A 20,513-nucleotide genomic window follows, 5' to 3' on the forward strand; every position below is an offset into this window, starting at 1 on the left:
GTGAAAGTGCTGAACTAGCGGGCTAATTTAAGCTTTCACAACAAAGAAGAATCAACGCTGAAAAGCCCACGCAGTGCGACGTACTTATATTTTAAGAGCATTGCCATTTATACTGCGTTACTTACCCTTGAAATAGAATACTATTCCTACGGATAAGCGCCTTGCCTAAATGGCAATTAATTCTCGCTGAAACCCCGCAACTTCAGGTATCACGAGTATATCAGGGCTCTTTTGGAAAAGAGCCCTTAATGATCATTACTTATGATTGATCACACGAGGAAAGTCTTCTTCTTCACGAAGAGTCAATACTTCAACACCAGTTTCAGTAACTAATAAAGTGTGTTCCCATTGCGCTGAGTTTTTACCGTCAGCGGTGCGAACTGTCCATTTATCTTCAGTATCAAGCACAGAGGTATTACGTCCCGCATTGATCATAGGTTCGATGGTAAAGCACATACCGGGACGAATAACTGTCTTATCATTATTTTTGTAATGCACCACTTGAGGTTCTTCGTGAAATACCGCACCGATACCATGACCACAGTAGTCTTGAACGATTGAATATTTCTCTAGTCCAGTTTTACTGGCTTTGATGAACTTCTCGATAGTTGTTCCAATTTCACCCAGTTTCATGCCCGGGCGAACTTTACGAATAGCAAGATATAAGCTTTCTTGAGCGATACGACACAAACGCTTGTTCTTAGGGGTTACATCACCGATTAAGAACATTTTCGAAGTGTCACCATGATAACCGTCGAGAATTACGGTGATATCTAGGTTAACAATGTCGCCGTCTTTTAAAGGGGTTTCATTTGGAATGCCATGGCATATGACTTCATTGACAGATGTACAGATTGATTTTGGAAAGCCGTGATAATCTAAAGGTGCAGAAATGGCATTGTGTTCTTCGGTATATTTCGCACAAATGTCATTAAGTTCGTTAGTTGTTACACCTGCTTTGACGTGTGGCTCAATCATTTCAAGGACTTGTGCTGCCAGCTTACCCGCGGCGCGCATTTTTTCAATTTCTTCAGCAGTCTTGATTGTGATACTCATTCAACGATTCTCATATTGTAAATTTAAGGCGCGATAAATTGCATTGTACACCGTAATTATGGTATAAAGCGCGCCGTTACGTTTATTCTCACAGCTTGGGTAGAAAGTTACTCAATAATTTTCAATGTTTCTTAGCTGTCGAGCATAGATGTGGCCGCCATTATACATGGCAAACATACTTGTACTCAACGAAGATGAATCTAAGTTAAGTAAAGGTAAATTAACTACTAAATCACACACGTATCGTCACATTTTTCGGGGTGCTTGAAATCAATTTTCGGGTCGAATCAATGGGGTGCGTGGAGGCGTGTTTGAAAACGATTGTCGTTTGGCAAGCACACAACCCCTTTACAATTTAAGGTATTACAATGAAACAAGTTTCAATGCGCGATATGCTAAAGGCCGGTGTACACTTCGGTCACCAAACCCGTTACTGGAACCCTAAGATGAAGCCATTCATCTTCGGTCCTCGCAACGGTGTACACATCATCAACCTAGAGCATACTGTGCCAATGTTCAACGAAGCACTTGCTTTCATCAGCAACATCGCTGCTAAGAAAGGTAAAGTACTATTCGTTGGTACTAAGCGTGCTGCAAGCGAAGCTATCAAAGAAGCTGCAGTTGCTTGTGATCAATTCTACGTTGACCACCGCTGGTTAGGCGGTATGTTGACTAACTGGAAAACAGTTCGTCAATCTATCAAGCGTCTTAAAGAACTAGAAACTCAAGCGGTTGACGGTACTTTCGACAAGCTAACCAAGAAAGAAGCGCTAATGCGTACTCGTGAGCTAGAAAAGCTTGAGAAATCTCTTGGTGGTATCAAAAACATGGGTGGCCTACCTGACGTTCTTTTCGTTATCGGTGCTGACCATGAACACATCGCAATCAAAGAAGCTAACAACCTAGGTATCCCAGTTGTTGCTGTTGTTGATACTAACTCTAATCCAGATGGTGTTAACTACATCGTTCCTGGTAACGACGATGCGATGCGTGCAATCCGTCTTTACACTGAAGCTGCTTCTGAAGCTGCTAAAGCTGGTCGCGGTCAAGACATCGCTGAACAAGCTGAGCAAGACGGATTCGTTGAAGCTTAATCGAGATTTTCTCGAAGTGTCATAATGCTTGTTTATTATGATGCGCTAACCAATTGATTAAATTGGTTTCAGGGGCCGATGAGCCCCTGTTCTATACCTGTTGTACTCAAGAATGAGTGTGCAACAACACTGGTCGAATTTTCTATAGAGGATTTAACAATGGCAATTACTGCTGCCCTAGTTAAAGAACTGCGTGATCGTACTGGCGCTGGCATGATGGATTGTAAGAAGGCGCTTACTGAAACCAACGGTGATATCGATCTAGCGATCGAAAACATGCGTAAAAGTGGTGCCGCTAAAGCAGCTAAGAAAGCGGGTAACATCGCTGCTGAAGGTACTATCATCATCAAGCAAGGTGAAGGTGTCGCTGCGCTAGTTGAAGTTAACTGTCAAACTGACTTCGTTGCTAAAGATGGAAGCTTCGTTGCTTTCGCTAACGAAGTAGCTGATGCTGCACTAGCTGAAAAGCTAGACATCGAAGCGCTTAAAGCTAAGTTCGAAGAAACTCGTGTTGCTCTAGTAGCTAAAATCGGCGAGAACATGAACATCCGTCGCGTTGAATACATCGAAGGTGCTAAGCTTGCTTCTTACCGTCACGGTGAGCGCATTGGTGTAGTTGTTGTTGGTGACGCTGAAGAAGAAACTCTTAAGCACGTTGCTATGCACGTTGCAGCTTCTAAGCCTGAGTTTGTTAACCCAAGTGACGTTCCTGCTGATGTTGTAGAAAAAGAGAAAAATCTACAAGTTGAAATCGCAATGAACGAAGGTAAGCCAGCTGAAATCGCAGAGAAGATGGTTGTTGGTCGTATGAAGAAGTTTACTGGTGAGATCTCTCTTACTGGTCAAGCATTCATCATGGAGCCTAAGAAATCTGTTGGTGATTTCCTTAAAGAGAAAAACGCTTCTGTTTCTGCATTCGTTCGCCTAGAAGTAGGTGAAGGTATTGAGAAGAAAGAAGAAGATTTTGCTGCAGAAGTTGCTGCACAAATCGAAGCTTCAAAAGCTTAATTCTCAAGCTTGCGGCTAATATTTAGTCGAATAAAAGACCGTGGCTATGCTGCGGTCTTGTTATATCCACATAATTATTTGTGTTAATATTTGATTTGTTCTTAAGATTCAGTATCGACAAGTCAAATCTTAACGCAGCTACAATACCTTTCGATGGGTATAAAAGGATAAGAATTATGAGCACCAACCCAAAACCTGCATTTAGACGTATTCTTTTAAAACTGAGTGGTGAAGCCCTAATGGGCGATGAAGGCTTCGGTATCGATCCAAAAGTATTGGATCGCATGGCCCAAGAAATCAAAGAATTAGTGGAGCTTGGCTTACAAGTTGGTGTTGTTATCGGTGGTGGTAACTTGTTCCGTGGTGAAGGGTTAGCCCAAGCAGGCATGAATCGCGTTGTGGGTGACCATATGGGCATGTTAGCAACGGTAATGAACGGTCTTGCTATGCGTGATGCGCTTCATCGTGCTTATGTTAATGCTCGTGTAATGTCAGCGATTCCATTAAACGGCGTTTGTGATGATTACAACTGGGCTGAAGCTATCAGTTTACTTAAATCAGGCCGTGTGGTTATTTTCTCTGCTGGTACCGGTAATCCATTCTTCACGACTGATTCAGCGGCTTGTCTTCGCGGCATTGAGATTGAAGCTGAAGTAGTCTTAAAAGGCACTAAAGTCGATGGCGTATATTCTGCCGATCCGATGAAAGACGCTGATGCTGTTAAATATGATGAGTTAAACTACAGCGAAGTTTTAGAAAAAGAATTAAAAGTGATGGACCTTGCTGCCTTTACTTTGGCACGTGATCATGACTTACCTATTTTGGTCTTCAACATGAATAAGCCGGGTGCACTAAGACGTGTTATCATGGGCGAAGAAGAAGGCACATTAATCCACAGTAAAGCTTAAGAATTTCAACATTACGTCTTATTAAATAAAGGAATCTTATTGTGATTGAAGAGATTAAATCTAGCGCTAAAGAGCGCATGGCGAAATCAGTAGAATCTACTAAAAGTCAAATGGCAAAAGTTCGTAGTGGACGTGCTCACCCAAGCATTCTAGATGCGATTCAGGTTTCTTACTATGGTTCTATGACGCCACTTAACCAAGTAGGTAACGTGAGTATCGAAGATGCTCGTACTCTTTCTGTAACCTTGTATGATACAAGCATGATCCAAGCGGTTGAGAAAGCAATTATGTCTTCTGATTTAGGTCTAAACCCTATGTCAGCTGGCACAATCATTCGTATTCCATTACCACCATTAACAGAAGAACGTCGTCGTGACTTAGTTAAAGTGGTTCGTGCAGAAGCTGAAAATGGTCGTATTGCGGTTCGTAACGTTCGTCGTGATGCTAACTCTGAGTTCAAAGCGCTTGAAAAAGACAAGGGCTGTAGCGAAGATGATGTTCGTCGTGGTGAAGATGACATTCAAAAGCTAACCGATGCACATATCAAACAAATTGATGAAATCTTAACGGCTAAAGAAGCCGAGTTGATGGAAGTTTAATCGACCATTGATTTTTTAAGCGTATAACCGCTTTTTCTTGGTTTCACAAGATAATTTGTAGAGATTAAACGCCGTGTAGGGGTATACTACACGGCGTTTGTTTTTTTATGGGGTTGCAATTAATGTCGTCCATCAAGGATTTCGAATCGGAGGATGCTGTTGTTGAAAAAAGTAACCGGGAGTCGGGAGCCTTACCGCAGCAAATTGTTGAGTTGATCAAGCAGGCTGCTCCTCAGCATGTTGCCATCATTATGGATGGGAATGGACGCTGGGCGCAGGCAAAAGGTCAGCCTCGAGTGATGGGGCATAGGGCTGGTGTTAAGGCTGTTCGGCGAGCTGTTAGTACTGCTAGAGAACTAGGGATAAAGTCATTGACCTTATTTGCTTTTTCTAGTGAAAATTGGCGTCGACCTGAGCAAGAAGTCGGTTTGCTCATGGAGCTATTTTTTACAGTATTGCAGCGAGAAATTAAATTACTCCATAAAAATGGGGTTCGATTAAATATCATTGGTGATACCTCACGTTTTTCTGAGCGTTTACAAAAGCAAATTCAAAAAGCTGAAGCTAAAACGGCAGACAATAAAGAGTTAGTTTTGAATGTTGCAGCGAACTATGGTGGTCGTTGGGATATTCTGCAAGCGACGCAAGCGCTTTCAAAAAAAGTCGCGACTGGGGAAATGGATGCCGACACTATCACAGAGGCTGATATGTTCGACTTGCTGAGCATGTCTGATCAACCAGAAGTCGATTTAATGATCCGCACCGGTGGCGAATATCGCATCAGTAACTTTATTCTGTGGCAAGCCGCTTATGCAGAATTAGAGTTTATTGACACCTTATGGCCAGATTTTGACGAACAAGTTTTTTATAAAGCTCTACTGAGTTTTACCCGCCGTCAACGCCGTTTTGGCTTGACTGGGCAACAGATCGATGAGCTTCAGGCACTGTCTTGAAGCTAAGAGGATAGTTTTTTGTTAAAACAACGTGTAATAACAGCTGTATGTTTGATCCCTATTGTTTTAGGGGGTCTTTTTTACGCACCTATTGATGTATTTTCTTGGGCATTGGTTGCTATTTTTGCTATTGCCGCCCATGAGTGGGGCAGGATCATGTCCCCTGAATCTAAAGCTAATCAGTTGAGTTTTACGTTAAGCTTTACCTTGATTCTTGTCGTATTAAATTTATTGGTACCTAGTAATCAGATTTGGTTTGGCGGGCATTTGCACCCATTATATTGGTTCTTAAATGCTGCAGGAGTCCTTTGGTGGATGGCAGCTTTACTGTTGGTACTCACTTACCCTAAGAGCGCAATAGTTTTAAATAATTCGTTTTTAAACACTGTTTACGGCCAGTTAATTTTGCTTCCCTGCTATGTTGCACTTGTCACTTTAAAGTCATTAGGAACAATGGGGACACCACACTTAGGTGCTGTGCTTATTTTACTGGTTATGCTAGTCGTATGGGCTGCTGATACGGGAGCTTATTTTGTTGGTAAAGCGATTGGTAAGCGTAAATTAATCCCGAGCGTTAGCCCTGCCAAAACGATAGAGGGATTGTTGGGTGGACTGCTCACTACTATGTTAGTGGTTTGGCTTGTGATGACTATTTCTCCTGAGCAGGAGCTGGGGCTTATTATGGTTGTGACGATAGCAGTTGCTCTTACATCAGCATTAGGGGACTTAGTTGAAAGCATGTTTAAACGTATTGCAGGGGTTAAAGACTCTGGAAACATTCTCCCCGGTCATGGTGGTGTGCTAGATAGGATTGATAGCTTAACCGCAGCCTTGCCTGTTTTTACTGTTATTTACCTAAGCTTCTGGATGTAACCTATGCAGAATTTTGTAGTGCTTGGTGCAACAGGCTCAATAGGAACAAATACACTTGATGTGATAGCGCGAAACCCTGACTTATATCAGGCGTATGCGTTAGTGGCCCATCGAAATGTTGAGAAAATGCTTGAGCTTTGTTTACATCACAAGCCAAGTATTGCGCACATGGTCGACGCCGAAGCAGCGTATTCATTACAACAACGGCTTCCCACTGAATTGAATATTAACGTTACTACTGGTGAAGATGTCTTACTAGAGTTAGTTAAAAGTGATTCAGTTGACACGGTTATGGCCGCGATTGTTGGTGCCGCAGGTTTAATGCCTACCTTTGAGGCAGTAAAAGCCGGTAAAAGAGTGTTACTTGCCAATAAAGAGTCGCTAGTAATGTCTGGTCGATTATTTATTGACGCGGCTCGGAAATCTGGTGCCAATATTCTACCTGTTGATAGTGAACATAATGCAATTTTCCAATGTATGCCTGAACGCATTCAAAACCACATTGGTCATTGTGATTTAGCTTCAGAGGGCATTTCTCATATTTTACTTACTGGTTCAGGCGGGCCTTTTCTCTCTCGAGATTTGAATAGTTTCGATACTATTACTCCAGAACAGGCTTGTAATCACCCGAACTGGTCTATGGGAAAAAAGATCTCCGTTGATTCGGCCAGCATGATGAATAAAGGTCTTGAATATATAGAAGCTAAATGGCTGTTTAATACCCAAAATGAGCAGTTAAAAGTTGTGATTCATCCTCAAAGTGTCATACATTCTATGGTTCAATATCGAGATGGCTCAGTGATTGCTCAAATGGGTAAGCCTGATATGCGTACTCCAATTGCTCACTGTATGTCCTATCCACAAAGAATTTCTTCAGGTGTGGAACCTTTAGATTTTTTTAAAGTCGGACAATTAAGCTTTTGTGAGCCTGACTTCGAAAGATACCCTTGTTTAGGCTTAGCTATCGAGGCATGCCATCAAGGACAAGAAGCTTCTACAATTTTAAACGCGGCCAATGAAGTTGCAGTAGAAGCATTTTTGAATAGTAGAATTAAGTTTACTGATATTGCTAAGGTGAACCAAGGGTGTTTGTCAGCCGTTGTTAACTCAAAACTTGATAGCATAGAAGATATTGTGGCTTTAGACAGGGAAGCTCGAAGTCGAGCCAACGCCGAATTACAAAAATTGATATAGGAATGCAACTCACTCAATGATGGAAATTATACGGAATCTAGGCTTTTTTATTTTGGCGATAGGTATTCTAGTGACCGTTCATGAATACGGACATTTTTGGGTTGCTCGTCGCTGTGGCGTTAAAGTTGAACGTTTTTCTATAGGCTTTGGTAAAGCCTTATGGTCTAAATACGGAAAAGATGGTACTGAATATGTGATCGCCATGATTCCCCTTGGTGGTTACGTCAAAATGCTTGATGAGCGGGTAGAAACTGTACCTGAACATTTGCTAGATCAAGCTTTCAATAGAAAAAACGTATGGCAGCGTATTGCTGTCGTTGCAGCTGGGCCAATAGCTAATTTTCTGTTTGCTATATTTGCATTATGGATTATGTACCTTATCGGTGTTCCATCGATAAAACCCATTTTTGAAAGTACCATTCCAAATTCACCTGCATCAATTATTCAGCCAAAAGAACCGACTCAAATCCTTGCCGTAAATGGTCATAAGGTTCGAGATTGGGATGAAGTCAACCTTGAGCTTGTTGGCGCTATAGGCAGCAAAACATTACCTATAACGGTGTCACCTCTTTCATCACAATCTCAATCTAATGCCGATGAGCAAGCTGTCATGAAACAAGGAAGAACTTACCAATTAAATACGGAGAGTTGGAAGTTTGATCCTGATAAAGAATCTCCAATTACTTCATTAGGTTTACATATTTATCGACCTAAATTTGAACCAATCATAGCCCAAGTGACTCCAAACAGTGCTGCGGAAAAAGCGGGTTTACAAAAAGGCGATAAAGTCCTTGGTGTAGATGGAAAGCCTTATAAATCATGGCAAGAGTTTGTTAGTTTGGTTCAGAGTTCAGCAAATAAATCGTTAAATGTTCTTATTGAACGTAATGGTAATTTTATTGAACGAATCTTGGTACCAATGGCTGTTACAAACAATCAAGGTAAAGAGATTGGTCAGATAGGTGTCGCACCAGAACTACCTAAGTGGCCGGAAAACATGCGTATTCAGTTAGAGTATGGCATAGTAGGCTCGCTAACCAATGCTATAGACAAAACATGGCAATTAACCAGCGTTAGTCTAAAAACGATTGCAAAGCTTTTCACAGGCGATGTGTCTGTTAAAAGTTTAAGTGGCCCCATTTCTATTGCTCAAGGTGCTGGTCGAAGTGCTGAGTATGGTTTAGTTAGATTTTTAAGTTTCCTCGCATTGATCAGTGTGAGCCTTGGCATCATTAATTTGTTGCCGATACCGGTACTGGATGGTGGACACTTAATGTATTACTTAATTGAAGCGGTAACTGGGAAGCCTGTACCAGAAAAAGTGCAGGATATTGGATTCAGGATCGGGGCAGCGCTACTGCTGATGTTAATGGGTGTAGCACTCTTTAACGACTTTTCCCGACTTTCATAGATATCGGCTAGCGTAAACTCTACCAATGCTTGTACTACGAATATTGGTAATGAGAAATGTAGTTGGTGTAAGGATTTTAAAAACAAGAAGTGGTCTATGAGATTAAATAAACTTTTTGCCTCAATGTTATTAGTGGGCGCGGCGTATTCTGGAACAGCCCAAGCGGCTTTTGAACCATTCAAGGTAACCGACATTCAAGTTAATGGCTTACAACGTGTAGCATTGGGTGCAGCGTTACTTAACTTACCTGTGAAGGTAGGGGATACCGTTGACGAACTTAAATTGCAGCAAGCAATCAAAGCCCTTTATGCATCAACAAACTTTGTAAATATCAAGGTTAGCCATGATGGGGGAGTCTTAATTGTTGATGTCAAAGAAAGAGCCACTATTAGTGAAATCACATTTGACGGCAACAAAGACATTAAAGATGAACAGTTACAAGAAAGCTTAGATAGCTCTGGTGTAAAAGTCGGTGAATCTCTTGATCGAACCATGCTTTCTGGAATCGAAAAAGGGTTGCAAGATTTTTACTATAGCGTTGGTAAATATGGTGCAAAAGTAAAAGCGGAAATTGTTAACTTACCTCGTAACCGTGTTGAACTTCGTTTGAAGTTTACTGAGGGCGATGCCGCAGAAATTCAGCAGATCAACTTTGTTGGAAATACGATTGCTAGTGACGAAGACTTACGTGACAGATTAGAACTTAAAGACTATGTTGCTTGGTGGAACTTATTTGGTAAACGTCGTTATCAAAAGCAAAAGCTGCAAGCTGACCTCGAAACGATTAAGGCTTTCTATCAAAACCAAGGTTATATCCGTTTTAAAGAAAACTCTACGCAAGTTGCGATGACGCCTGATCGTAAAGGCTTATATATCACGGTTAATATTGATGAAGGTGCTAAATATAAGGTTAAAAAAGTAAACCTGACTGGCGACCTTATGGGGCGTGAAGAGCTACTTGAAGCCCTGCTGCCTATAAAACCAGGTGATACTTACGATGCCAGTGAAGTCACTTTTACCGAAGAGCTTTATAGTAAATATCTTGGCCGTTTCGGTTACGCTTATCCAGAGGTTAAAACTTTCCCTGAGATAGATGATAAAACCAAGGAAGTGACGCTAAATATTAGTGTTAATCCGGGTAAACGTGTTTATGTCCGCTCTATTAATTTCACCGGAAATACAGTTACTAAAGACGAAGTAATGCGTCGTGAGCTTCGTCAAATGGAAGGGGCTTGGTTAAATTCTGCTGCGGTTGACCAATCTAAAGTATTCCTCGACCGTCTTGGATTCTTTGAAAAAGTCGATGTAGACACTCAGCAAGTTCCGGGTTCTGATGACCTAGTTGATGTCGATTTTAAAGTAAAAGAACAGCCATCAGGATCGTTTAATGCTGGTGTCGGTTATGGCTCTGCAACAGGTGTAAGCCTACAGTTTGGTGTTCAACAAAATAACTTTTTGGGAACGGGTAACCAAGCTGGAATTAACATCAATACCAACAAATTCCAAAAGAATATTAGCTTGTCATATACCGATCCTTATTGGACAAAAGATGGTATTAGTTTAGGTGGCAGTATTTTCTGGAATAAGACTGACTTTGGTCGTCAAAATCTAGAAGCTTATAAAAATCAAGCTTATGGTGTTGCACTTAACTCCGGTTTCCCAATTAATGAAGTAAACCGCATCAACTATGGTGTAGCTTACCGTCACAATACCTTGTCTGAGTTAAGAAGTAATCAGCAAACTCAGCGCTTCTTCGACATCTATCGCGATGGCGATAACGACGATTTAAGTTTTGATAACTTTGAGTTGAGTTTAGGTTGGTTCAGAAATACGTTAAACCGAGGTACGTTCCCAACTAGTGGTTCCCAGCAACGCTTAAATGGTGAAATGACTGTACCTGGTTCTGATGTTCAGTATTTCAAATTGGATTTTGATACCAGTTTTTACTTCCCACTAACCAGAAGCCATAACTTTGTATTCCTTGCTCGTGCTCGAGCTGGTTACGGAAATGGTTATGGTAAAACTGGAAAGAATGACAACATCTTGCCTTTCTGGGAAAACTATTACTCAGGTGGAAATACCACATTACGTGGCTTTGAATCCAATACCGTTGGTCCTCGCTCATTTGTTGTGACTCGCGGTACAGAACCTTGTCCAAGTCCGATAGGTGGTGGCTGTGGTATTCCTACGGATATTAACCAAATTCAAGTGACCAATGGGCGTTCCATTGGTGGTAACGCGATAGCAACGGCCAGTTTGGAAATGATTTTCCCAATTCCATTCCTAGATGAAGCTTATAGTAAATCGGTTCGTTCATCTCTGTTTGTAGATGCCGGTAGTGTTTGGGATACAGAGTTCGATTATGATTCTTACCGCACTCTTCCTGAAGATGAATTTAAGAAAATTGCCGATTACAGCGACCCAAGCCGCTTCCGTGCATCATATGGTTTAAGTGTTCAGTGGTTATCACCGATGGGACCAATGATCTTTAGCTTAGCTCGACCAATAAAATCTTTTGAAGATGACGATACTGAGGTGTTTTCATTTAACATTGGCCGAACTTTCTAGTTAAATTTAACTCTAACCAAGTTGATTTGCATTTAGACTCAGCATTAACCATTTAAATCAATAAAATGGTTTAATGCTGAACGCTAATAAAAAAGATGATGCATTTTATCGAAAACAAGGTTTATACTCGACAAACCAATTTTAAAATCAAATAATTAAGAGAGAACAAGGAGTAAATTTTGAAAAATACGGTAACTAAGGCGTTATTGACGTTAGCCTTGATTGGCGCCCCTTTGATGGCTCAAGCTGAAAAAATTGCAATTGTTGATATGGGCGCAGTGTTTGAACAGTTGCCGCAACGTGAGCAAGTCGCAAAAGCCTTGCAATCAGAATTTGCTGACCGTGAAGCTGCACTTAAAAAGAAACAACAAGAACTTCGTGGGCTATTAGAAAAGCAACAACGTGATGCAGCGATCATGAGCAAAGATCAGCAAACTGAGCTGCAACGTAAAATGGAGTCAATCCGCTCTGAACTTCAGTTAAAAGGTAAAGCGCTTCAAGAAGACTTCCGTCGTCGTAGCGGTGAAGAGCAAAACAAATTACTTTCTAAAGTTCAAAAAGCCATTAACGCTTTAGCTAAGAAAGAAAAGTATGATCTTGTTCTTCCACGTAACGCTGTTATTTATTTGAAGCCAACAGCTGATATCAGCAGCAAAGTGGTTGAAGCTGTAAGTAAAAGCAAATAACTGGATAATACCATGGCGTCAAGTTTTGGAATTATGCAGATATTTCTGTAAACTTGCGCCTTATTCTAAAACCTTTCGTCTTATAGAAGATGAAATAAATGGAATTGGTATAAATGCAATCCATATCTCTAAAAGAGCTGGCTATTAGGCTTGATGGTGAAGTTCAAGGAAACGGCGATACTGTAATCAACAGTGTTGCAACTCTTGAAGCAGCCCAAGCAGGCCAGCTCTCTTTTTTAGCCAATCCTAAATATCGTAGTCAGCTAGAGTCAACCCAAGCTGAGGCTGTATTGCTATCAAGCAAAATGCAGGGTGAATATTCGGGAACGGCCATTTTTGTAAAAGATCCTTATGTTGCCTTTGCTCGAGTAGCACAGTGGCTAGATACTACCCCTAAAGCGGCTGATAGTATTCATCCAAGCGCACAAATTCATGCTTCTGCTCAGCTAGGTGAAGGGGTTACTGTTGGTGCCAATGCGGTCATCGATGCTAATGTTATTCTGGGTGATAACGTTGAAATTGGTGCAGGAACTGTAGTTGGACAAAGTTCTATTATTGGTTCAAATACGCGTATTTGGGCAAATGTGACTATTTATCACAGAATCACAATTGGTCAGCAATGTATTATCCATTCTGGTACTATTATCGGATCAGATGGGTTCGGCTATGCAAATGATGCTGGCAAGTGGGTTAAAATACCGCAAACAGGCAGTGTCCGTGTTGGTGATAACGTTGAAATTGGTGCCAGTACGACTATTGACCGTGGGGCATTAGATGACACGATTATCGAAGATGGTGTTATTTTAGACAACCAAATTCAAGTTGCTCACAATGCTGTAATTGGTGCACACACTGCAATTGCAGGCAACACGACTTTAGCAGGAAGTTGTACCATAGGTAAGCATTGTATCATTGGTGGAAATTGCGCCGTTGCTGGGCATTTATCTATTGCGGATGGTACTCATGTGACTGGTAGTACAAATATTACCAGTGTTGTGCGCGAAAGAAGCATTATGTCTTCAGCTACCATTGCGATGCCGAACAAACAATGGCGTAAAAATACGGTTCGCTTCAGACAGTTGGATGAATTGTTCCAGCGAGTGAAGACGTTAGAAAAAGCCGCAGAATCAAAAGAAAGTTAGAGGAAACGTATTCGTGTCAAATGAAATGAATACTATGGATATTCACGAGATCATTAAGTTTTTGCCTCATCGTTATCCATTTTTATTAGTAGATCGTGTTTTGAATTACACGATTGGTGAAGGTCACACCGGTGAGTTGCACGGTTTAAAAAATGTAACCGTAAATGAGCCTTTCTTTCAAGGACATTTCCCTGTAAAGCCAGTAATGCCGGGTGTATTATTGCTTGAAGGTATGGCTCAAGCTTGTGGATTATTAGCGTTCAAAACTATGAGCGACGAACCTCCTGGTGATAATGTACTTTTTTACTTTGCTGGTATAGACAAAGTACGCTTTAAGCGTATTGTCGAACCAGGAGATCAAATTAATTATCACGTTAAAATGATTAAAGAGCGTCGTGGGATTGGCGTGTTCCAAGCAGAAGCTAGAGTGGATGGCGAGCTGGCGTGTTCAGCTGAAATTATGTGTGCCCGCAGAGAGATCTAATTGTGATTGATAAGTTAGCGTTCGTTCATCCAGATGCAAAAATTGGAAAAAATGTCACTATAGGACCGTGGAGCTATATTGGTGAAGGCGTCGAAATTGGCGACGATACATGGTTAAGCTCTCATGTTGTGGTTAAAGGCCCAACTGTTATTGGCAAAGGCAATCGTATTTTCCAATTTGCATCAGTGGGTGAAGGGTGTCAGGACAAAAAGTTTGCAGGTGAAGATACTCGATTGATTATTGGTGATAACAATATCATCCGTGAGTTTGTAAGTATCCACCGTGGAACCGTTCAGGATAATAGTGAGACTCGTATTGGTTCTAATAACCTGTTTATGAACAATGTTCACATCGCTCACGACTGTGTCGTTGGAGACAACGTTATTCTTGCTAGTAATGCTATGATTGCTGGACATGTTCATGTCGGTGATTGGGCAATTCTTGGTGGCATGACTGGTGTGCACCAATTTGTGCATATTGGCGCCCATGCATTTACTGCTGGTGCATCGTTGGTTTTGCAAGACGTACCGCCATTTGTAATGGCATCAGGTTCTCCTGCTATTCCAAGAGGTTTGAACCGTGAAGGCTTGAAACGTCGCGGTTTTTCTAAAGAAAGCCAGCAAGCAGTAATGCGTGCATACAAAGCCTTTTACCGTAATAACTTAACAGTAGAAGAAGCAATCGAGTCGTTGCAGCAAGATGCTGAAGACTGCGCAGAGGTGAAATATTTAATTGATTTTGTCTTAAACTCAAGTCGTGGCATTATACGCTAAGGTTTAATGTTTACTTATTAAGGCCTCTTCTGAGGCCTTAATTATTTTTAAAGAATGGATTTATGACGCAAAAAAAAGCTCCAACCTTTGCCATTGTTGTCGGTGAGGTTTCAGGTGATATTCTTGGAGAAGGTTTAGTTAAATCTCTGCAGCAACGGTACCCAAACGCTCGTTTTGTTGGGATAGGTGGCCCAAGAATGGAAGCTCTTGGTTTTGAGTCATTGTTTGCTATGGAAGAGTTAGCGGTGATGGGGCTAGTTGAAGTGCTCTCTCGTTTACCTCGATTACTCAAAGTTCGTCGTGAATTGATTAAACAAATCACAGCAATTCGGCCTGATTGTTTTATCGGCATTGATGCACCAGATTTTAATATCGGTCTTGAGCTAAAGCTAAAGCAACAAGGCATTAAAACCGTTCATTATGTTAGCCCGTCAGTGTGGGCTTGGCGCCCTAAACGTATCTTCAAAATTGATAAAGCGACTGACATGGTGCTTTCTTTACTGCCTTTTGAAAAAGCGTTTTATGACAAACATCAAGTGCCATGCACTTTTGTTGGACATACACTAGCGGACGATATTCCTTTAGACAGTGATATGCTTGCAGCACGGAAGCAGCTAGAATTAAACCCTGAAGACGAATACTTAGCAATTTTACCGGGTAGCCGTGGTGGTGAGCTCAAACAATTGGCTGAGCCATTTGTTAAAGCGGCCGCATTACTCAAAAAGAAGTACCCTGATTTAAAGTTTGTCACTCCACTGGTTAATGAAAAAAGACGGGAGCAATATTTAGAGGCGTTAAAAGCATATGCGCCTGACCTAGAGATTCATTTAGTCGAAGGGCAATCCAGAGAGGTGATGGCTGCAGCTAATTGCATTTTATTGGCGTCCGGCACAGCAACATTAGAAGCCATGTTAGTCAAACGTCCAATGGTTGTTGCATATCGTGTCAGCCCAATCACTTATACAATTGCTAAGCGCATGATGCAGATCGAACACTATTCTTTGCCTAATCTATTGGCTGGAGAAGCAGTTGTTAAAGAGTTAATCCAAAGTGACTGTACTCCTGAAAAAATTGTTGATGCGGTATCAGCACAATTAGATGGTGACTTTGCACCATTGAAGCAGAAATTCACAGAAATCCATAAATCCATTGCTTGTAATGCCAGTGAACGCGCGGCCGATGCTGTCGTTCAATTGCTCAACTCTAGTACAGAGGCCAAATAATATGGCTGTATTCAAAAATATTACTGAAGAACAAATAATCTCGTTAACAAGCGGTCTTCATGCTGGAGTAGATGAAGTTGGGCGTGGACCTCTTGTCGGTGATGTTGTAACAGCTGCAGTAATTTTGGATCCACTGAATCCAATTGAAGGTTTGCATGACTCAAAAAAACTGTCAGAAAAGAAACGTGATGCTCTTTATGTGCAAATATTAGAGAAAGCGTTAGCGGTATGTGTTGGCAGGGCTTCAGCCAAAGAAATCGATGAAATTAATATTCTTCAAGCAACCATGGAAGCTATGCAACGAGCTGTAGTTGGATTATCAATAACCCCTGATACTGTGTTGATTGATGGTAATAGAGTGCCTGAATTGCCAATGGCAGGACATGCTATAGTAAAGGGCGATGGTTTGATTGAAGCCATTAGTGCAGCTTCTATCGTAGCAAAAGTCGTTCGCGACCGAGAAATGTTTGAGTTAGACAAAAAGCATCCAGAGTATGGTTTTGCGTCCCATAAAGGTTACCCGACCAAAGCTCATATGGAAGCATTATCCATCCATGGAATATTGCCTGAGCATCGAAAAAGTTTTAAGCCTGTGCGGGAATTGATTGCTTTAACTGAGTAGGCTTTATTAAGGTTAATTGCCTGCTGCTACGATCAATACGATGATGAGCTTTACAACAACTGCATACCACTCGATATTGATTGTGATGAAATAGCTTTTCCATGAACTTTCTTTTTGTTCTGAACATTGTTTGTTGCGTACCGCAGTTTAAACACGTTAAATTAGCAAAAATCATACTCTTCCCCTCAAGTGATTTTTGGGGATTAGAACAGCTAACCAACTGATTATCAATGAAAACATTAGTAGTAAAAACTCTAGAAATGTTAAATTTTGAGCAGTCATAAAATTGTTAGTTAGTGCTAAATTTTGATTCTAGAATTAAAGCTCTTTGGTAAGTTCTTGTTATAGTTGAAAGGATGATTTTTGATCTAAGTCACAGATTGTCATAAAACTGACACATAAGTATTTTTAAAAGTTATAACCATATAAGAAATAAATATATGCCAGAACCACGTTTCGTTCACCTTCGTGTCCACAGTGACTTCTCTATGTCTGATGGCGTTGCTAAGGTTAAACCCATTCTTGCTCGTGTAGATGAGCTGGAAATGCCCGCTATTGCACTCACCGATCAAAATAACCTGTGTGGATTGGTTAAGTTCTATAGTGGTTGTCATGGAGCAGGTATAAAACCAATAATTGGTGCCGATTTTTGGATGCAAGTGCCAGAGATTGATGAGTTATGTGCTGTTACAGTGTTGGCGATGGATAACGATGGTTACCAGAATCTGACTCAATTGATCAGTCAAGCCTATTTACGTGGAGAGTTCAAAGGAAAGACAGTCATTGATCAAGAATGGCTAGTGAAATATAACTCAGGCATTATGTTGTTATCAGGTGGTAAAGAGGGTGATCTAGGTAGAGCTTTACTTAAAGGTAATCAAGCGCAAGCAGAGCAACTGGTTGATTTTTATCATACTCATTTTCCTGAACGTTATTACTTAGAGCTAATCAGAACTGGTCGAGCAGACGAAGAACGCTATTTACATATGGCGATTGAACTTGGTTTACAAGCTGATTTACCCGTTGTAGCCACAAACCAAGTTGTATTTCTTGAAAAGGATGATTTTGATTCCCATGAAATCAGAGTTGCCATTCATGACGGTTATACCTTAGCTGATACAAGACGCCCTAAAAAATACAGTGAGCAGCAATATCTTCGCACCGAAGATGAAATGTGTGAGCTGTTTGCGGATATTCCAGAAGCCCTCCAAAATTCTGTAGAAATTGCCAAGCGTTGTAATGTCACCGTTCGTCTTGGTGAGTACTTTCTTCCAAACTTTCCAACAGGTGATATGTCGATTGAAGACTTCTTAGTCGCCAAATCAGAAGAAGGGCTTGAGGAGCGACTTGAGTTTTTATTCCCTGATGAAGAAGAGCGAAAAGAAAAGCGTAAAGAATATGATGAACGCTTAGAGATCGAACTCAAGGTTGTTAACCAAATGGGTTTTCCCGGCTACTTCTTGATCGTTATGGAATTCATTCAATGGGGTAAAGATCATGGGATCCCTGTAGGTCCCGGGCGTGGTTCAGGTGCGGGCTCTTTGGTGGCCTATGCATTAAAAATTACCGATCTTGACCCACTTGAATTTGATTTACTGTTCGAACGCTTCTTGAACCCTGAACGTGTATCCATGCCCGATTTCGATATCGACTTTTGTATGGATAGACGTGATGAAGTTATTGATCACGTTGCCGAGCTTTATGGACGAGATGCGGTATCGCAAATCATCACTTTCGGAACCATGGCAGCAAAGGCGGTAATTCGAGATGTCGGTCGTGTACTCGGTCACCCTTATGGTTTCGTTGACCGAATATCAAAAATGGTGCCTGCCGAGCCGGGAATGACGCTGGCAAAAGCGTTTGAAGTTGAACCCGGTTTGCCTGAAGCTTATGACGCAGATGAGGATGTTCGCGACCTCATTGATATGTGCCGTAAACTTGAAGGTGTAACTCGAAATGCCGGTAAACACGCCGGTGGTGTTGTTATCTCACCTACAACCATTACTGATTTTGCGCCATTATATTGTGACTCTGAGGGCAAGAACCCCGTAACTCAGTTTGATAAAAATGACGTTGAAACTGCTGGTCTCGTTAAGTTCGACTTTCTTGGATTAAGAACCTTAACCATTGTTGATTGGGCGCTAGAAATGGTTAATCGTCGTCGGGCGAAACAAGAACTAGAGCCCGTGAATATCGAAGCTATTCCGTTAGATGATGCTAAATCATTTAAGTTATTGCAACGCTATGAAACCACTGCGGTATTCCAGCTGGAATCTCGTGGTATGAAAGATTTGATCAAGCGATTACAGCCAGATTGCTTCGAAGATATGATTGCATTGGTAGCACTCTTCCGTCCTGGCCCATTGCAATCAGGGATGGTAGATAACTTTATCGAACGTAAGCATGGTCGAGAAGAAGTCTCATACCCAGATCAGCAATGGCAACATGACTCATTAAAGGTCATTCTTGAGCCAACGTACGGCATTATTTTGTATCAAGAACAGGTGATGCAAATCGCACAGGTTCTAGCGGGTTATACCCTTGGTGGCGCAGATATGTTGCGTCGTGCGATGGGTAAGAAAAAACCCGAAGAAATGGCCAAACAGCGTGGCACCTTTAAAGAGGGAGCAATCAATAACGGTGTTGACGGCGAACTCTCCATGAAGATTTTTGACTTGGTAGAAAAGTTCGCTGGTTATGGTTTTAACAAATCTCACTCAGCAGCTTATGCACTCGTTTCTTATCAAACCTTATGGCTAAAAACTCATTATCCATCAGAATTTATGGCTGCGGTAATGTCGGCCGATATGGATAACACTGACAAAGTCGTAACCCTAGTTGATGAATGTGAACGCATGGGGCTGCCATTACTTCCACCTGATGTGAATAAAGGCTTATACAAGTTTACCGTTGATGATGAACAAAACATCGTTTATGGCATTGGTGCCATTAAAGGTGTAGGTGAGGGTCCTGTAGAGTCCATCATTGAGGCTCGTGAACAAGGTGGGACATTTAAAGATTTATTCGATTTTTGTGCTCGCATTGATTTAAAAAAGCTAAATCGTCGAGTGATTGAAAAGCTTATTTGTGCTGGTGCACTGGATAATTTAGGTCCACATCGTGCATCTATGATGGAAACGCTACCAGAAGCGATAAAAGCGGCGGATCAACATTCTAAAGCGGCAGCGATTGGTCAGGGAGATATGTTTGGCCTACTGAACAGTGAGCCAGATGATGTTAAACAGCAGTTTGTTGATTGTACTCCTTGGCCTGATAAAGTGTGGCTTGAAGGTGAACGAGACACATTAGGTTTATACCTTACTGGTCATCCAATCAATCAGTATCTAAAAGAACTCAAGTACTACACCAATGGTCGTTTGAAAGATACTCACCCAACAGGACGTGGTAAAACCGTTAAGGTTGCAGGCCTCGTGATTGCGAGTCGCGTAATGATGACTAAGCGAGGCTCTAAAATGGGCTTGATGACTTTGGATGATAAAAGTGGTCGTTTAGAGGTCATGTTTTTTACCGATGCTTTTGAAAAGTTCAATCACCTTATCGAGAAAGATCGCGTGCTGATTTGTGAAGGTGAAGTCAGTGTTGATGACTTTTCTGGTGGTAATAGAATGACCGCTAGAAATGTTATAGATATAAGTGAAGCCCGAAGTCATTTCGCTAAAGCTGTTGAAATTGATATGGAAGGTGAACAGCTTACTAATTCATTGTTAGAGTCTTTTAAAGAAACGATGTCACCTTGGCGTGAGCAAGGTAAAGTTCCTGTTGTCATTAACTACCATTTACCAGAAGCAAAAGGGCAATTAACGCTTGGTGAAGATTGGCGTATCAATCCAACGGATGATTTACTGCTATCTCTGCAAACTATGATGGGACCCGACAAAGTCAGGATGATGTTTTAGTG

Annotated in this window: 17 protein-coding genes; 16 read left to right on the forward strand and 1 reads right to left on the reverse strand. The window is 41.4% G+C overall.

Annotated features, from left to right (window positions below):
* Positions 1-255 precede the first annotated feature (255 nt).
* Complete coding sequence (map, locus tag AC1EU0_RS11875; RefSeq protein WP_480302627.1) at positions 256-1,056, reverse strand: type I methionyl aminopeptidase; 801 nt, start codon at positions 1,054-1,056, stop codon at positions 256-258.
* A 368-nt stretch (positions 1,057-1,424) separates the two neighbouring features.
* Here map and rpsB point away from each other — a divergent pair, with 368 nt between their 5' ends.
* From rpsB to dnaE, 16 genes are all read left to right on the forward strand, one after another.
* Entirely contained in the window at positions 1,425-2,150 is a 726-nt protein-coding gene (rpsB, locus tag AC1EU0_RS11880) for a 30S ribosomal protein S2 (protein ID WP_480302628.1), read from the forward strand.
* Between the two features lie 159 nt (positions 2,151-2,309).
* Positions 2,310-3,158 (forward strand): translation elongation factor Ts, encoded by an 849-nt coding sequence (gene tsf, locus AC1EU0_RS11885; protein ID WP_480302630.1) that lies wholly within the window; start codon positions 2,310-2,312, stop codon positions 3,156-3,158.
* Between the two features lie 176 nt (positions 3,159-3,334).
* Complete coding sequence (pyrH, locus tag AC1EU0_RS11890; protein ID WP_121838883.1) at positions 3,335-4,066, forward strand: UMP kinase; 732 nt, start codon at positions 3,335-3,337, stop codon at positions 4,064-4,066.
* Between the two features lie 41 nt (positions 4,067-4,107).
* Entirely contained in the window at positions 4,108-4,665 is a 558-nt protein-coding gene (gene frr / locus AC1EU0_RS11895) for a ribosome recycling factor (RefSeq protein WP_480302632.1), read from the forward strand.
* Between the two features lie 122 nt (positions 4,666-4,787).
* Positions 4,788-5,618, forward strand: a complete 831-nt coding sequence (gene uppS, locus AC1EU0_RS11900; RefSeq protein ID WP_480302634.1) for a polyprenyl diphosphate synthase — start codon at positions 4,788-4,790, stop codon at positions 5,616-5,618.
* A gap of 18 nt (positions 5,619-5,636) precedes the next feature.
* Positions 5,637-6,491, forward strand: coding sequence for a phosphatidate cytidylyltransferase (locus tag AC1EU0_RS11905; RefSeq protein WP_480302635.1), 855 nt, complete (start codon positions 5,637-5,639; stop codon positions 6,489-6,491).
* A 3-nt stretch (positions 6,492-6,494) separates the two neighbouring features.
* Positions 6,495-7,685: a 1-deoxy-D-xylulose-5-phosphate reductoisomerase gene (gene ispC, locus AC1EU0_RS11910; protein ID WP_480302637.1), complete on the forward strand. Its 1,191-nt coding sequence runs from the start codon at positions 6,495-6,497 to the stop codon at positions 7,683-7,685.
* Positions 7,686-7,701: 16 nt separating this feature from the next.
* The gene (gene rseP / locus AC1EU0_RS11915) at positions 7,702-9,096 is read left to right on the forward strand and encodes a sigma E protease regulator RseP (RefSeq protein WP_480302639.1); all 1,395 of its coding nucleotides are present in this window, start codon (positions 7,702-7,704) and stop codon (positions 9,094-9,096) included.
* A 96-nt stretch (positions 9,097-9,192) separates the two neighbouring features.
* Positions 9,193-11,664, forward strand: a complete 2,472-nt coding sequence (gene bamA / locus AC1EU0_RS11920; protein WP_480302641.1) for an outer membrane protein assembly factor BamA — start codon at positions 9,193-9,195, stop codon at positions 11,662-11,664.
* A 236-nt stretch (positions 11,665-11,900) separates the two neighbouring features.
* A complete protein-coding gene (locus AC1EU0_RS11925) occupies positions 11,901-12,350 on the forward strand; it encodes an OmpH/Skp family outer membrane protein (RefSeq protein ID WP_480302831.1) in 450 nt (149 codons plus the stop codon).
* Between the two features lie 113 nt (positions 12,351-12,463).
* Positions 12,464-13,492: a UDP-3-O-(3-hydroxymyristoyl)glucosamine N-acyltransferase gene (gene lpxD / locus AC1EU0_RS11930; protein ID WP_480302643.1), complete on the forward strand. Its 1,029-nt coding sequence runs from the start codon at positions 12,464-12,466 to the stop codon at positions 13,490-13,492.
* A 13-nt stretch (positions 13,493-13,505) separates the two neighbouring features.
* Positions 13,506-13,976 (forward strand): 3-hydroxyacyl-ACP dehydratase FabZ, encoded by a 471-nt coding sequence (gene fabZ, locus AC1EU0_RS11935; protein WP_480302645.1) that lies wholly within the window; start codon positions 13,506-13,508, stop codon positions 13,974-13,976.
* A 2-nt stretch (positions 13,977-13,978) separates the two neighbouring features.
* The gene (lpxA, locus tag AC1EU0_RS11940; RefSeq protein ID WP_480302647.1) at positions 13,979-14,749 is read left to right on the forward strand and encodes an acyl-ACP--UDP-N-acetylglucosamine O-acyltransferase; all 771 of its coding nucleotides are present in this window, start codon (positions 13,979-13,981) and stop codon (positions 14,747-14,749) included.
* A 62-nt stretch (positions 14,750-14,811) separates the two neighbouring features.
* Complete coding sequence (gene lpxB / locus AC1EU0_RS11945; protein WP_480302649.1) at positions 14,812-15,972, forward strand: lipid-A-disaccharide synthase; 1,161 nt, start codon at positions 14,812-14,814, stop codon at positions 15,970-15,972.
* Between the two features lies 1 nt (position 15,973).
* The gene (gene rnhB / locus AC1EU0_RS11950; protein ID WP_480302651.1) at positions 15,974-16,594 is read left to right on the forward strand and encodes a ribonuclease HII; all 621 of its coding nucleotides are present in this window, start codon (positions 15,974-15,976) and stop codon (positions 16,592-16,594) included.
* 440 nt (positions 16,595-17,034) lie between these two features.
* Positions 17,035-20,511: a DNA polymerase III subunit alpha gene (dnaE, locus tag AC1EU0_RS11955; protein WP_480302653.1), complete on the forward strand. Its 3,477-nt coding sequence runs from the start codon at positions 17,035-17,037 to the stop codon at positions 20,509-20,511.
* The last annotated feature ends 2 nt before the right edge of the window (positions 20,512-20,513 follow it).

It is taken from the genome of Parashewanella sp. 2210YD4-3, assembly GCF_056591735.1.

Coding starts and splice junctions, on each gene's coding strand:
- map (WP_480302627.1), bottom strand. CDS start 1,056: ATGAGTATCACAATCAAGACTGCTGAAGAAATTGAAAAAATGCGCGCC.
- lpxB (WP_480302649.1), top strand. CDS start 14,812: ATGACGCAAAAAAAAGCTCCAACCTTTGCCATTGTTGTCGGTGAGGTT.
- bamA (WP_480302641.1), top strand. CDS start 9,193: ATGAGATTAAATAAACTTTTTGCCTCAATGTTATTAGTGGGCGCGGCG.
- dnaE (WP_480302653.1), top strand. CDS start 17,035: ATGCCAGAACCACGTTTCGTTCACCTTCGTGTCCACAGTGACTTCTCT.
- uppS (WP_480302634.1), top strand. CDS start 4,788: ATGTCGTCCATCAAGGATTTCGAATCGGAGGATGCTGTTGTTGAAAAA.
- ispC (WP_480302637.1), top strand. CDS start 6,495: ATGCAGAATTTTGTAGTGCTTGGTGCAACAGGCTCAATAGGAACAAAT.
- tsf (WP_480302630.1), top strand. CDS start 2,310: ATGGCAATTACTGCTGCCCTAGTTAAAGAACTGCGTGATCGTACTGGC.
- pyrH (WP_121838883.1), top strand. CDS start 3,335: ATGAGCACCAACCCAAAACCTGCATTTAGACGTATTCTTTTAAAACTG.
- rseP (WP_480302639.1), top strand. CDS start 7,702: ATGATGGAAATTATACGGAATCTAGGCTTTTTTATTTTGGCGATAGGT.
- rnhB (WP_480302651.1), top strand. CDS start 15,974: ATGGCTGTATTCAAAAATATTACTGAAGAACAAATAATCTCGTTAACA.
- AC1EU0_RS11925 (WP_480302831.1), top strand. CDS start 11,901: ATGGCTCAAGCTGAAAAAATTGCAATTGTTGATATGGGCGCAGTGTTT.
- rpsB (WP_480302628.1), top strand. CDS start 1,425: ATGAAACAAGTTTCAATGCGCGATATGCTAAAGGCCGGTGTACACTTC.
- lpxD (WP_480302643.1), top strand. CDS start 12,464: ATGCAATCCATATCTCTAAAAGAGCTGGCTATTAGGCTTGATGGTGAA.